At 48.2% G+C, this 14,710-nt stretch carries 11 protein-coding genes; 7 read left to right on the top strand and 4 right to left on the bottom strand.

The genetic code is table 11. From position 1 onward, the window contains the following. Position 1: 1 nt before the first annotated feature. The 4 genes from lspA to flgA form a co-directional block, all read right to left on the bottom strand. Entirely contained in the window at positions 2–487 is a 486-nt protein-coding gene (lspA, locus tag K4H28_RS06605) for a signal peptidase II (RefSeq protein WP_221007582.1), read from the bottom strand. Beyond that, positions 480–3,359, bottom strand: a complete 2,880-nt coding sequence (gene ileS, locus K4H28_RS06600; protein ID WP_221007581.1) for an isoleucine--tRNA ligase — start codon at positions 3,357–3,359, stop codon at positions 480–482. Before ileS ends, lspA begins: the two co-directional genes overlap by 8 nt. A 21-nt stretch (positions 3,360–3,380) precedes the next feature. Further along, on the bottom strand, positions 3,381–4,307 hold the full coding sequence (locus tag K4H28_RS06595) for a bifunctional riboflavin kinase/FAD synthetase (protein ID WP_221007580.1): 927 nt from the start codon (positions 4,305–4,307) through the stop codon (positions 3,381–3,383). Positions 4,308–4,395: 88 nt separating this feature from the next. Beyond that, positions 4,396–5,091, bottom strand: a complete 696-nt coding sequence (gene flgA, locus K4H28_RS06590) for a flagellar basal body P-ring formation chaperone FlgA (protein WP_221007579.1) — start codon at positions 5,089–5,091, stop codon at positions 4,396–4,398. Between the two features lie 74 nt (positions 5,092–5,165). Between flgA and K4H28_RS06585 the strand changes: the two genes are divergently transcribed. The 7 genes from K4H28_RS06585 (at position 5,166) to rpoS (ending at position 14,630) form a co-directional block, all read left to right on the top strand. Continuing rightward, a complete protein-coding gene (locus K4H28_RS06585; protein ID WP_221007578.1) occupies positions 5,166–6,656 on the top strand; it encodes a DNA recombination protein RmuC in 1,491 nt (496 codons plus the stop codon). Between the two features lie 290 nt (positions 6,657–6,946). Continuing rightward, a complete protein-coding gene (gene acnB / locus K4H28_RS06580; protein WP_221007577.1) occupies positions 6,947–9,532 on the top strand; it encodes a bifunctional aconitate hydratase 2/2-methylisocitrate dehydratase in 2,586 nt (861 codons plus the stop codon). Positions 9,533–9,767: 235 nt separating this feature from the next. Beyond that, entirely contained in the window at positions 9,768–10,895 is a 1,128-nt protein-coding gene (locus K4H28_RS06575) for an aromatic ring-hydroxylating oxygenase subunit alpha (protein WP_221007576.1), read from the top strand. A 319-nt stretch (positions 10,896–11,214) separates the two neighbouring features. After that, entirely contained in the window at positions 11,215–11,958 is a 744-nt protein-coding gene (surE, locus tag K4H28_RS06570; protein WP_221007575.1) for a 5'/3'-nucleotidase SurE, read from the top strand. Then, positions 11,958–12,608 carry a protein-L-isoaspartate(D-aspartate) O-methyltransferase gene (locus tag K4H28_RS06565; RefSeq protein ID WP_255573641.1) on the top strand — a complete coding sequence of 217 codons (651 nt, stop codon included), beginning with the start codon at positions 11,958–11,960 and terminating at the stop codon, positions 12,606–12,608. The genes surE and K4H28_RS06565 overlap by 1 nt, the downstream gene beginning before the upstream one ends. 42 nt (positions 12,609–12,650) lie before the next feature. Beyond that, entirely contained in the window at positions 12,651–13,664 is a 1,014-nt protein-coding gene (locus K4H28_RS06560) for a peptidoglycan DD-metalloendopeptidase family protein (protein WP_221007574.1), read from the top strand. 9 nt (positions 13,665–13,673) lie between these two features. Then, positions 13,674–14,630: an RNA polymerase sigma factor RpoS gene (gene rpoS / locus K4H28_RS06555; protein WP_221007573.1), complete on the top strand. Its 957-nt coding sequence runs from the start codon at positions 13,674–13,676 to the stop codon at positions 14,628–14,630. Positions 14,631–14,710: the final 80 nt, after the last annotated feature.

Genomic DNA, 14,710 nt, shown 5'->3' with positions numbered 1-14,710 from the left:
TTCATTGAGAAGCGAGCTCCGGTTTCTTAAAGCTATCAATCACCATTAGTACCGCACCGATACAGATCGCTGAATCAGCAATATTAAAAGCAGGGTAATACCATTTGTTATTCCAGTGAAATAACAAGAAATCGATAACATGGCCAAAGACCATCCGATCAATTGCATTGCCAAGCGCCCCCCCCAAAATCAAGGACAAGGCTAGTGCGTAGCGTGTCTCTGCGTGATGTTTTTTGATCAAAAACACGAGCACGACCGAAACCACCAAGGCCAGCCCAGTGAAGAAGTAACGCTGCCAGCCTCCCGCATCAGCCAAGAATGAAAATGCTGCACCTGGATTGTAGCGAAGCGTTAAATCAAAAAAGCCTGGAATCACTGTTCTGACTTCGGCGTATTGAAAAAGTGCTTCAACTAGGTGCTTGGTGGACTGATCTAGGATCAGTACTGCCAAGGCCAGCAACATAAAATGCACAAACCGCTTAGGCATGTTGGCGAGCCTCACCTGCGCCGTGCAAATTATCGTTGCAGCGAGTGCAAAGACCAAGATGCGCTGTAATCGTGCCGACGCTAGGGTGGTAGTGCCAGCAGCGTTCACACTTCTCGGCGCTGGATGCTGAAACGCTAATCGCAGCTTCACCTTCGAGCAGGTTTGCTTGAGATGTAATCATAATAAATTTGAGTTCATCACCCAAGGATGCAAGAGCTTGATAAGCCTCACCCTGTGCTGTGATGGTGACTTCAGCTTGCAAGCTTGAGCCTAAGGCTCCGGCTGCACGTTGCAACTCAATTTCTTTTTGTGCGTTAGCGCGTACTTCGCGCACTAGAGCGAATGCGGCCTGTAATGATGCAGCATCTTTGATGCTTGGAATATCCAACCATTGATCGACAAATACATTTCCGTCGTTTCTTAGGGCTTCCCATGCTTCGTGTGCGGTGAACGACAAGATTGGCGACAACAAACGCACCAAGGCTTGTGTGATATACCATAGGGTGGTTTGTGCTGAGCGACGGCCATGCGATTGGCTTGCCATCGTATACAGTCGATCCTTGATGATGTCCAAATAGAACGCACCCAGCTCATCCGCGCAATAACGATGAATTTCTTGCACGCCCGAATGGAATTCGTACTTAGCATAAAACGCCGTCAAATTATTCTGGAACGTCGCCAATTCAACGAGGGCATAACGATCTAAAGTCAGCAACTCATCAACGGGCAATACATCTGCCGCGCTAAAATCTGACAGATTCGCCAGCAGGAACCGCAAGGTATTACGTACGCGGCGATAAGAATCCGTAGTGCGTTTCAAAATCTCATCAGAAATCGAAACTTCGCCAGAGTAATCGGTACTCGCAGTCCATAGGCGAAGCATGTCCGCGCCCATTTTATTAATCACGTCTTGTGGCGAAACGACATTACCTTTGGATTTAGACATTTTCATGCCTTTACCATCGACAACAAAACCGTGAGTTAGTAACTGCTTGTAGGGAGCCTGACCGACTGTTGCGCAAGCTGTTTTGAGTGAAGATTGGAACCAACCACGATGCTGGTCTGAGCCTTCCAAGTATAGGTCAGCAGCAGGGCGGCTTTCTTCTCCGTGATTGAGTTCTTCGCGCTGCTTGATGACTGCAAAGTGGGTTGAGCCTGAATCAAACCACACGTCGATCGTGTCTTTCAATTTTTCGTAGTGCGCTGCGTCGTCGCCGAGCAACTCAGCAGCATCAAGCTTAAACCAAGCCTCAATCCCTTCTTGTTCGATGCGCTGTGCGACTTGTTCCAGCAATTCGGTTGACCGTGGATGCAGTTCAGCAGTTTCTTTATGGATAAAGAAAGTCATCGGCACGCCCCAAGTACGTTGGCGTGATACACACCAGTCTGGGCTATTTTTGATCATGGCCTCTAGTCGCGCACGACCCCAAGCCGGGAAGAACTCGGTTGCATCTACTGCGCGATTGGCTTTGTCACGCAACGTTTCGCCACCAACTTCTTTGTCCATGCCAATAAACCATTGCGTTGTCGCACGGAAAATCAGTGGTGTTTTGTGGCGCCAGCAATGCGGGTAGCTGTGTTCGAGTTTTTTGTTGGCGAGCAATGCGCCGCGTTCTTCCAGTAGAGCAACGACTTTTGGATTGGCTTTCCAGACCGTTTCGCCTGCAAAAAACTCGGTCGTTGAAATGTAACGACCATCATTGGCAACTGGATTGTCTACCGGCAGTTTGTATTTCAAACCAACTTGGTAGTCTTCCAAGCCATGTGCAGGAGCTGTGTGCACCAAGCCTGTACCGGCTTCAGCGGTAACATGCTCGCCGCAGATAATCGGCACTTGGCGATCAATGAATGGGTGTTGCAGTAGTAAACCATTGAGCGCCGCGCCTTTGGCTTGAGCGATCACTTCATTGGCATCGATGTCGTAGCGTTTTAAGGCCGCTTCAGCTAACTCACGCACTAAAATCAGTAAACCTTTTTCAGTGGCAATCAGATCGTAAGTGAATTCTGGGTGTACCGAAACCGCTTGATTTGCTGGTAACGTCCAAGGCGTAGTGGTCCAAATCACTGCGCTCGCAGTTTGTTCTCCCACATTAACGCCACCAAAGGCGGCAGATAGGGCGGCCATATCGACCACTTGGAAAGCAACATCAATCGCTGCCGATACTTTGTCTTCATATTCAACTTCTGCTTCAGCTAGGGCTGAGCCGCAGTCGACACACCAGTGCACTGGCTTTTGGCCTTTCACCAAATAACCGTTATGGTGGATTTTGCCCATAGTACGGACGATGTCGGCTTCGGTTTTGAAGTTCATCGTTAGGTATGGGTTTTCCCAGTCAGCCAAAACGCCAAGGCGGATAAAGTCGACTTTTTGTCGCTCAATTTGTAATGCTGCATACTCACGGCACAATTCACGGATGAATGAGCTAGGTAGGTGAATATCTTTCTCGTTGAGTTCATTCGCTTTGCGGTATTCAACAATACGAGCATGAATCGCTGGATTGGCTTTAATTGCGTCTTTGTCTGATTTAACCAGTTTTTCGATTTGATGCTCAATCGGCATTCCATGGCAATCCCAGCCTGGCACGTACGGCGTATCAAAACCACTCAGTGATTTTGACTTTAGGATGATGTCTTTGAGGACTTTATTCATCGCATGGCCGATATGGATATCACCATTGGCGTACGGAGGGCCGTCATGCAAAATAAATTTAGGACGATTTTGTTCTTTAGCGACCTGACGCAGTTGTTGGTAGATTTTGGCATCTTGCCATTGCTTTAAGAATCCAGGCTCGCGCTTCGCGAGATCGCCACGCATCGGAAACGGCGTATCTAAAAGATTAACTGGATATTTGTTCGCGGGTTTATCGCTCATTGTTGTCTCTTGTATTCAATATTAAATAGGTTGGCGCGCCGCAAACCAAGCGCGTGCTTGATCGCAATCTTTCTGAATTTGGGCGATCAAGGTGTCAAAATCTGGGTATTTTTCTTCGTCGCGTAATTTGGCAAGAAAATTAACACGTAAATGTGATCGGTAAATATCACGATCAAAGTCAAAAATGTGTACTTCTAGTTTGGGTTTTAGGTCGCCACCATGAATAGTGGGGCGAAAACCTAGGCTAGCAACCCCCTGATAGGTGCGCTCTAGGCCCAAAATTTCAACGACAAAGATGCCAAACAAAGGAGGTTTATTATGTTTCAGTTGAATATTTGCCGTCGGAAAGCCAAAAGTACGTCCAAGCTGATCGCCGCCAACGACACGACCCGCAATCGAATAAGGGCGGCTCAGTAGCGTAGCGGCTTGTGACATGTCGCCATGCTGCAATGCATTTCGTACCGCGGTGGAAGATACCCGCTCCGTGTCATGCTTGAGCGTTGGCAGGCTAACCGTCGAAAAATCAACCGAAGCGGCCATTAGATTGAAGTCACCACTTCTTTTTGCACCAAACTGAAAGTCATCGCCAACCAATACATAAGCCGCGTTAAGCTGCTTTGCGACGATTTGATCGCGAAAAGCCTGTGCATCAATTGATGCAAAGGCTTTGGTAAAGCGCTGAACGATCAGGTAGTCAATTTCGGCTTCACGCAAAAGCTCAATTTTTTCACGTAAGCTGGTTAAGCGGGCCGGGGCTGATTCAGGCGTAAAAAGTTCTCTTGGGTGTGGCTCAAACGTCATGACTGCGGTCACAAGTTGACGCGCCTTGGCCTCAGCCTTAAGCCGATCCAGCATCGCAATGTGGCCTCGATGTAGTCCGTCGAAATTGCCAATAGTTAAAGCCGAGCGAGGAAGAGGGTGGTGCGGCGTGCCGCGAATTACATGCATTGAATGTGTCTTGACCAAAATGTACGGTAAATTAAATCAAACGAGTGATTCTAACGCCTAGCTCAAAAAATGTCAGAATAACCTTGGCTTACGGCCCGACGTCGACAATGCCGCCGAGCTGAGCAGTGCCAGTGATTGTTTTGCCTTTATCAAGACGTACTCTCACCGGCTGCCCTTCTGCTGCGGCATTCATGGCAATACCCTCGTTACTGATTTCGATGCCGTCTTGCCTAAATATGATTTTGACCTTTTGATTTTGTGAAATGGCCATTGCAGTGCGCAATTGCTCTTGACGCAAGGTTTGACCTGCAGCCACCGGGCTATTGAGTGCGCGGCCAATTGCGGTTGCAGGGTCTAAAATTACCGATCCGGGCAACGTAGCCAAATCACCTTGCTGCATGGCGATATCGCCCGTGCTAATTTCTTGATTGGCTGCTAAGGGCCTAGCGGCAACGGCATATTGCACTTGAATGCTGATTTTGACTGGTAAATTGAACATCCAATTTGCACCTTCGATGCACTTTACGCGCAACATTGTGTTGCCAACCAAGCGATTGCCTTGCGGCAAACTAATTTCACGTTGCGTGCAGCCATCGAGCTTCAGTCGACTAACGATAGGGCGCAATTCAAATGAAAAAGCGCCGGGGCTATTACTTAATGAAGTATTGAGCCAGTCGTTCACTTCTTGAGTGATATTTGCGTGAGTCGACGCAGGTTCAGAGGCTTGCAGAGGCGCGCTCAAACTGGCTAAAGCCATTAAAAAACTGAAGATTAATTTTTGCATGGGGCAAATTATAGTCGCTTCACGTCGCTTAGCCTACAATCGTGTTTTTTAATGGCTTTGCATTGGTTGTCAATATGTTGGAAATGCTATTTGGCGTAACCACGCTGGTGGTTTTGTTGGCAGGTATCTTGGTGGTGAGTCGATTGCATCAGCTAGCGACAGTACAACGTGAAGTCCTCGAAGCTTTAACGCAAGATCTGGAAACGAAGCATCGCGAAATGCTGAATGACCTTCACCACGGCATGAGCAAGCAAACTGAAGCAATGCAACAAGGTTTAGTGCAGCACGGTAGTTTGCTCAATGAGGCGGTTAATCGCAATAGCGATAGATTGCGCGATAGTATGAGTGAGTCGTTCGAGCGACTGCGCCTTGGTGTTGGCAATGAAATGAAAGAGAGTCGCGAAACGATCTCTCGCTTACAAACTATCCAGAGTGAGGCGTTGTCGACATTGCGGCTCACCTTGGTGGCGAGCTTGGGCGAGTCACGCGAGCAAATGCTCAAGCAGTTAGGTGATATTTCTGGCGTATTGCAAGGCAAACAAGACGCGCTACGCGAAGATATGCTGATAAAACTTTCTACGATGCTGGCCGAGCAATCGAAGCGTGAAATGGAGCAACTCCAAGCTGCGCTGCAGCAGTCTTCAGTGGCACTCACAGCGAGCGTCGGTGAATTAACAAAAGCAACAGACCATCGTTTGGCTGAGATTTCAGGCAAGGTCACCGAGCGTTTGGATGAAGGGTTTAAGAAAACCAACGAAACTTTTGCCAATGTAATGGCGCGTCTGGCTACGATTGATGAGGCACAAAAGAAAATTGATGGCTTAACGACCAATGTCGTGAGTTTGCAAGAGTTATTGGGTGATAAACGATCACGTGGTGCATTTGGCGAAGTTCAGTTAGAGCATCTGATTAGCAATGTGCTGCCAGCACAAACATACGAGTTGCAAGCTACGTTGCCGGGTGGTGTGCGTGTGGATTGTTTACTCAAGCTGCCAGAGCCAACGGGTACTGTCGCTGTCGATTCAAAATTCCCGCTCGAAAACTACCATCGAATGTTTGCGGGCGACATGGACAAAGTCACGGCGACGCGTTTTTTTAAAGCAGATGTCAAAAAACATATCGATGATATTTCAAATAAATACATCATCCCCAATGTAACAGCGGATGGTGCCGTGATGTTTATTCCGGCTGAAGCTGTATTTGCTGAGATTCATGCTTATCACCCCGAATTGGTGCAGTACGCGATGGGTAAACGTGTTTGGATTGTTTCGCCAACGACCCTGATGGCGGTCTTAAATACCGCTCGTGCTGTGATTAAAGATGTAGAAACGCGCAAGCAAGTCCACATTATCAAAGAAGCGCTGGGCAAGTTAGGGCAAGAATTTGGTCGATTTGATAAACGAATGAAAAACCTAGCTACACACATTCGTCAGGCGCACGAAGATGCAATGGAGGTGAGTGTGACTAGCGAGAAAATCTCTAAGCAGTTTGTAAATATTGAGCAGGTGCGCCTAGAGGGTGAGGAGCCTGTGGTGATCCCGGCTGCCGTTGCTGCGGGTATTTGATTGTGGCTATTAATGAATAATGCATAGGCTTATATACTACCAAGTAGTTTTAAATCGGGTTAGTTAGTGGTTGATTGAGGTGCGTTTTAGTTGGATTCAAAAATAACTGCACTCAAGCGGCTTAGCTTTTGCTTTTCTTTCAGTATTTGGCTTGCTATTCGAACGACTATGTCATGTAGTCTAAAATTTTTGCCTACTGTTTAGTTCACAGCAGGTGCGTCTACGGGTAAAATGCAATTGATTTGCTTTTGATCAAGTTTTCTCCCCTCTAAATTTATAAAGGTATCGCCGTGTTAGTAGCCTACCGTCAACATGTAGCCGAGCGCGCCGCGCAAGGCATTGCCCCATTGCCATTAACGGCCCAACAAACTGCTGATTTAATCGCTTTGTTGCAAAACCCACCAGCAGGCGAAGAAGCCTTTTTGGTTGACCTACTGACGCACCGTGTTCCTGCTGGTGTTGATGATGCAGCCAAAGTAAAAGCTGCATTCTTAGCTGCCGTTGCTGCAGGCGCTGAAGCCTGTGCGCTGATTTCTCGCGCAAAAGCGGTTGAGTTATTAGGCACAATGCTCGGTGGATTTAACATCAAGCCTCAAATCGACTTGCTTGGTGATGCTGAGGTTGGCGCTATTGCCGCTGAAGGCCTGAAAAAAACGCTATTGATGTTTGATTACTTCCATGACGTTAAAGAACTGGCTGACGCTGGCAATGCCAACGCTAAAGCCGTTTTACAATCTTGGGCTGACGCAGAATGGTTCACGAGTCGTCCAGAAGTACCAGCACAAGTGACGGTCACTGTCTTTAAAGTGACTGGCGAAACCAATACCGATGATTTGTCACCAGCGCCAGACGCTTGGTCGCGCCCAGACATTCCATTGCATGCTTTGGCAATGCTGAAAAACCCGCGCGAAGGCATTGACGCTGACGTGCCGGGCTCAGTGGGCCCAATGAAGCAAATCGTTGAGTTGCAAAAGAAAGGCCACCCAATCGCTTACGTTGGCGACGTAGTAGGTACCGGCTCTTCACGCAAATCAGCCACCAACTCTGTGCTCTGGTGGACTGGTGAAGATATTCCTTTCGTACCAAACAAACGCTTTGGCGGCTACTGCGTGGGCGGCAAAATCGCGCCGATCTTCTTTAATACGATGGAAGACGCTGGCGCTTTGCCAATCGAATTTGATGTAACGAATTTGAATATGGGTGACGTCATCACAATTTACCCGTACGACGGTAAAGTTGAAAAAGACGGTCAAGTTGTTACTACTTTCAGCCTAAAAACTGAAGTATTGCTCGACGAAGTACGCGCAGGTGGCCGTATTAATTTGATTATCGGCCGTGGTTTAACGAGCAAAGCACGTGAAGCGTTGGGTTTACCTGCTTCAACAATCTTCCGCTTACCGCAAGACCCAGCAACTTCTACCAAAGGCTTTACACAAGCACAAAAAATGGTCGGTCGTGCATGTGGCTTGCCAGAAGGTCAGGGCGTTCGTCCAGGCACTTACTGCGAGCCAAAAATGACATCGGTTGGCTCGCAAGATACGACCGGCCCAATGACGCGCGACGAGTTAAAAGACTTGGCTTGCTTGGGTTTCTCTGCGGACTTGGTGATGCAATCGTTTTGCCATACTGCAGCCTATCCAAAACCAGTTGATGTAAAAACACATCACACATTGCCAGAATTTATCCGCAATCGTGGCGGCGTTTCATTGCGTCCAGGTGATGGCGTGATTCACTCATGGTTGAATCGCATGTTGATGCCGGATACCGTTGGCACTGGCGGCGATTCACACACTCGTTTCCCTATCGGCATTTCATTCCCTGCGGGCTCTGGCTTGGTGGCGTTTGCCGCTGCAACCGGCGTAATGCCGCTGGATATGCCTGAGTCGATTTTGGTTCGCTTCAAAGGTGAATTGCAACCAGGCATTACTTTACGTGACCTCGTTAATGCGATTCCTTTGTACGCAATTAAAGCGGGCTTGTTGACTGTTGCTAAAGCCGGTAAGAAAAACGCATTCTCTGGCCGCATTCTTGAGATCGAAGGCTTGCCAACCTTAAAAGTTGAACAAGCATTCGAATTGACCGATGCATCTGCAGAGCGCTCTGCAGCTGGGTGTTCGGTTCGTCTGGATAAAGAGCCTATTATTGAGTACCTCAACTCAAACATCGTTCTTTTGAAATCTATGATTGCTAACGGCTATGGCGACGCTAAAACTTTGGCGCGCCGCGTTGCGAGTATGGAAGCGTGGTTGGCGAACCCAACATTGCTTGAGCCAGATGCGGATGCAGAATACGCCGCGATTATCGAAATTGACTTGGCTGACGTGAAAGAGCCAATCTTGGCGTGCCCAAATGATCCAGATGACGTGAAAATCCTCTCCGAAGTTGCTGGAACCAAGATCGATGAAGTGTTTATCGGCTCTTGCATGACCAATATTGGTCACTTCCGCGCAGCAGGTAAATTGCTGGAAGGTAAGCGCGATTTGCCAACGAAATTGTGGATCGCACCGCCGACGAAAATGGACGCAGAGCAGTTGACGGCTGAAGGTTACTACGGTACGTTTGGCGCAGCGGGCGCTCGTACTGAGATGCCAGGCTGCTCATTGTGCATGGGTAACCAAGCACAAGTTCGTGAAGGCGCAACGGTCGTTTCAACGTCAACGCGTAACTTCCCAAATCGTCTGGGCAAAAACACCAATGTATTCTTGTCATCTGCCGAGTTGGCTGCGATTGCTTCTCGCTTAGGCCGTATTCCTACGGTTGCTGAGTACATGGCAGACGTTGGTGTGCTCGATAGCAAATCGGCTGAAGTCTATAAATACTTGAACTTCAACCAAATCGAATCGTATCAAGCAGAAGCTGATTCAGTTAAGGCATAACGCCAAACTATCTCATGACAAAAGACCCGCATTGCGCGGGTCTTTTTTTGCCTAAGCACTTCATTGCTAAGTGGTTTTTTCTTGCCCCGATCTTTGATTTAAGGCAAAATTGCGGGCTTTTTCGGGTCAGACCTTTGGGTTTGATTTTTATCTATTGATGGCTTGCCCACCCATCGGGCGCTGGTTGCATTGGCGAACAAAGTGGCAAGACCTTCTAGCCCAGGAGGTATTGGACATGTCCAATCTGGCTACAGCTGAGTTAATGATTGAATCAATGTCGCAGCTGGATCTTTCTACACCACTACCTGTTGCCGCTTATTTTGACGAGGCGTTGTTTAAGCAAGAGCTCGCAAAATTGTTCGCGAATGGTCCGCGTTATATCGGCCATGAACTGATGGTTCCTGCCGCGGGCGACTACCATGTTTTAGAGGCGAGCAATGGCTCGCGATATCTAAAGCGCACCGATGAGGGTGTGAAACTTCTTTCTAATATCTGCCGGCACCGCCAAGCTAAAATGCTTGATGGTCGTGGCAATGCCACGCATACAGTCTGTCCGTTGCATCGCTGGACTTACGACCAGCACGGTCAATTACTAGGTGCACCGCACTTTCCAAGCAAACCTTGCCTGCATCTGCCAGAGACCTCGTTGCAGAATTGGAACGGGCTTCTCTTTGAGTCTGGGCGCGATATTGAACGCGACTTGAAAAATCTAGGGGTACGTGAAGATCTTGATTTTTCAAAGTACGTATTTCACAGCGTGGCAGTCGACGAGTATGAAGGCAACTGGAAAACCTTTATCGAGGTTTATCTCGAAGATTATCATGTCGTGCCATTTCATCCTGGATTGGGCAAGTTTGTTGATTGCAACGCGCTTAAATGGGAGTTTGGTGATTGGTACTCGGTACAAACCGTCGGCGTGCATCACGAATTAGCTCGACCTGGCTCCAAGGTGTATCAAGACTGGCATGATCAGGTAAAACGCTACGATCACGGTAAAGCACCAAAATATGGCGCCATCTGGCTGACCTATTACCCGAATATTACTGTGGAATGGTATCCGCACACACTCGTGATCTCGACCATCATACCGACTGGTCCGCGCAGTTACAAAAATGTAGTTGAGTTTTACTATCCCGAAGACATTGCCTATTTTGAGCCCGACTTTGTGGCGGCCGAGCAAGCGGCTTACGCAGAAACTGCTGTCGAAGATGTAGAAATTATTAATCGAATGGAAGCAGGTCGTGCGGCGCTGTTTGCCGAGGGGCGTAACGAGGTGGGGCCTTACCAAAGCCCGATGGAAGATGGGATGCGCCATTTTCATCAATTTCTCCGCCGTGAACTGGGTGATGCAATCCCCACTTGACGCATAGCTTGTGCTTCTCAATACCAAAGCGGCCTTGGCCGCTTTTTTTTGCGATTTAAATATAAATGTCACGTATATGGTGGCAGATGCTAATTAATATAGCCTACGTGAATATACTCATGATTGTATTGTTTTAATCTGCTCTTGGTTCTTGTAAAAACGTTGGGATGATATATTTGCATCGCTCGCAATCGATACCCGCACATCCTGTTTATGCTTTCAGATTCCGTAGGGCTCATGACTTCTTCACAACGACAGGGATACCGCGGTTTGCGCGGCAACAACAAGCGGTTAGAATAGGGCGCTTAAGGGAGTGCTTATGCGTTTATTACTAAGTAATGATGATGGATATTTTTCACCAGGGCTTGCCGCTTTAGCGATGTCGCTTGGTGATTTGGGCGAAACGCTAGTTTGTGCGCCAGAGCGTGATCGAAGCGGCTCCAGCAACTCTCTTACACTAGATCGACCATTGTCAGTTCGTGAAGCACCTTCTGGGTTTTTTTACGTTAACGGCACCCCAACAGATTGCATTCACCTAGCTGCTACAGGTCTGATGCCTGAATTGCCCGATATGGTGGTTTCCGGTATTAACCACGGCCCCAATATGGGGGATGACACGATTTACTCTGGCACGGTCGCCGCGGCGACCGAAGGTTTTTTGCTAGGCATTCCGTCTATTGCGATCTCTCTTGCATCTCACAACCCAGTTCACTTTGAAACGGCGGCACGCGTTGCGTCTGATTTGGTTAAACGCTTTCAGCAAGATCCATTTCGTGGTGCCGTGCTGCTCAATGTCAATGTGCCTGACCTGCCATATGAAGCGCTAAAAGGCATTCAAGTGACGCGCCTAGGCCGACGCCACAAGTCTGCGCCTGTAATTCGCTCCGAAAACCCACGTGGCGATACGATTTGGTGGGTCGGTCCAATCGGGAAGGTTGCGGACGCCACCGAAGGTACTGACTTTGATGCTGTCGCTAATGGCTGCGTATCGATTACGCCATTGTCCGTTGATTTAACGGCGCATCAGCAGTTGGAATTTATCTCTACATGGATTAATACGTAATGCTGGCCCAAGGTAGCGGTATGACATCAGTACGTACCAGGACGCGCATGCTTGAACGGCTTAGAGCACAGGGTATTTGCGATGAGGCCGTTCTCTCGGTAATGGGGCAAATTCCTCGCCACGCTTTTGTTGATGAAGCTTTGGCACATAAAGCCTATGATGACGTGTCTTTGCCAATTGGCTTTGCTCAGACCATTTCACAGCCCTACATTGTGGCAAGAATGTCTGAATTGGTTAATGCTGTGCCGCAGCATGGTATTATTTTGGAAATCGGCACCGGCTGCGGCTATCAAACAAGCATTCTCGCCAAACTATTCAAAACAGTTCATAGCATTGAGCGAATTGGCGGCCTTGTACGCAACACCCGCGACCGACTTAGTGAACTACAAATTCATAACGCACGACTAAGGCATGCCGACGGCAGCAAAGGCTTGCCAGAGCTCGCTCCGTTTGATGCCATTCTCATTACTGCTGCCGCGCCTATCGTGCCAGAAAACCTAATGGACCAACTGGCCATGGGGGGGCGCCTTGTATTTCCGGTCGGCGATTCGGACCAGGAGTTGCGTATGATTGAGCGACTCCCCGATGGCTTTACCGAAACACGCCTTGAAAAGGTCAAGTTTGTTCCAATGCTGCCCGGCACGGTCTAATCAAACCCGCTCAGTTCAATTTAAGTTTTAAGGAGGATATGCATGAGTGTTAGTCGCCTCAGCATTGTATCTGCATTGTTTTTGTGCGCTTGTAGTAGTAATCCACGCACCCCCGCGCCGATTGTTGATAAAGCCCAGTCCAGCACCGTGCCGGCAACTGCACCAACAAGCAACACAATCGCAACGCTCAAAGAAACATCCAATCTTAATGCAGACACCTACACCGTTAAGGCAGGAGAAGGTCTCTATCGCATCGCGCTTGATCACGGTCTTGCTTACAAAGACTTGGCTGCGTGGAATGGAATTGCTGATATCAATTCGCTCAGAGTTGGTCAAGTCTTGAGGCTAAGCCCTGGTGGTGCAGAGCAAAATTCAGGGGTTGAGGTTCGACCGCTTACTGATTCTGCGTCCATCTCAAGTACGGGAGTGCCACTAAAAAGGGAGGCCGTAGCGAATGGCAGCATTAAAAAGTTTCCGCGCGCGGTAAAAGAAGGCTATTCGGAGCAAGCCGCATCTTCGATTGCTGGCCAAGCCGATGGTGAAAAAGTTGTTCTAAAACAACAAAACTCAGTTGCTGGCGCGAGTGGAGTAACGACAAAACCGAATGGCTTGATAGCCTCTGGCGCCAAAGTAGAAAACGCTGATAAAACAAGCTCTGCAGAGGTACCTTCATCGGCCCCTGGTAATACCACTGCAGCAAATTGGGGGGCGCCAACAGCTGGCAAAGTGACCACGCCATTCACAGTGGAGCGTAAAGGCATTGATATTGCAGGACAAATGGGGCAATCTATAGTTGCGTCAGGGAGTGGTAAGGTCGTTTACGCCGGAGCGGGGCTCAGGGGCTATGGAAAAATGATTATTGTTCAGCATGCGGATGGGTTTTTATCGGCCTATGCACATAACAGCAAACTGATCGTAAAAGAAAATGATGTCGTTAAAAAAGGCGAGAAAATCGCCGAGATGGGAAATACAGATAGCGACCAGGTCAAGCTACACTTTGAACTCCGTAAGTTTGGTAAACCTGTCGATCCTAGTAACTATATAAAACTAAACTAGAGATACATCATGAGCGATCAACTGGATATATTAGAAGAAGAACTTGTTGAAGAAGAAGACCTGGCCGAGGTCGAAGCTGAAGATGCAGAAGCTGAGGTAGACAGCAAGGATGAATCAGATCGTTACACGGCAGAAAGTACTGGCGACGTTACTCAGATTTATCTAAATGAGATTGGGCAGAGTAAATTACTGACGCCGGACGAGGAGCGAGCGCTTTCGCGCCGCGTTGTTCAAGGTGATTTTTCTGCACGACAAAAAATGATTGAGCACAATCTGCGCTTAGTCGTAAATATCGCCAAGCACTACATCAATCGCGGCATGACTTTGCTTGATTTGATTGAAGAGGGCAATATTGGCCTGATGCACGCACTGGAAAAATTTGATCCTGAGCGCGGCTTTCGCTTTTCAACTTACGCGACTTGGTGGATTAGACAAAGTATCGAGCGCTCAATCATGAATCAGTCTCGAACTATTCGCCTGCCAGTACATGTTATCAAAGAGTTAAACGTCTATCTGCGAGCGCAGCGTCACCTTGAGGCGAGCTTAGGGCATGAGCCAGCTATCGAAGATATTGCTCATCTGGTTGGCAAAGATGTGGAAGAAGTTCGCCGTGTAATGAGCTTAAATGAGCGCGTTGCTTCGCTTGATGCGCCACTTGATATTGACCCTATGCTATCGATTGGCGAGTCCATTCCTGATGATCAACACGATGGTCCTGAAGCCATCCTGCAAAATAGCGAAGTAGAAAAATACGTCAAAGAGTGGCTAAAACAACTTAATGATAAGCAACGAATGGTGATTGAACGTCGCTACGGCTTAAATGGCTATGAAATCTGTACGCTAGAAGATTTGGCTGCCAATTTGAGTTTGACGCGTGAACGTGTTCGGCAAATTCAAATTGAGGCGCTTGATCAGTTACGTCGAATCCTGCGGCGCTACGGAGTTAGCCGCGATGTAGTTCTGTAAAACGAAAAAGCAGTAACTAAACTGCCCAATAAAAAATCCAGTCGTTTGACTGGATTTTTTATGTATTAAGCCGCAAGCAT

Origin of the sequence: Deefgea tanakiae, assembly GCF_019665765.1 — a bacterium.
In the GTDB taxonomy this organism is placed as follows: domain Bacteria; phylum Pseudomonadota; class Gammaproteobacteria; order Burkholderiales; family Chitinibacteraceae; genus Deefgea; species Deefgea tanakiae.
Note: the sequence above shows the minus strand (reverse complement) of the source record. Positions and strands in the feature narration are given on the sequence as shown.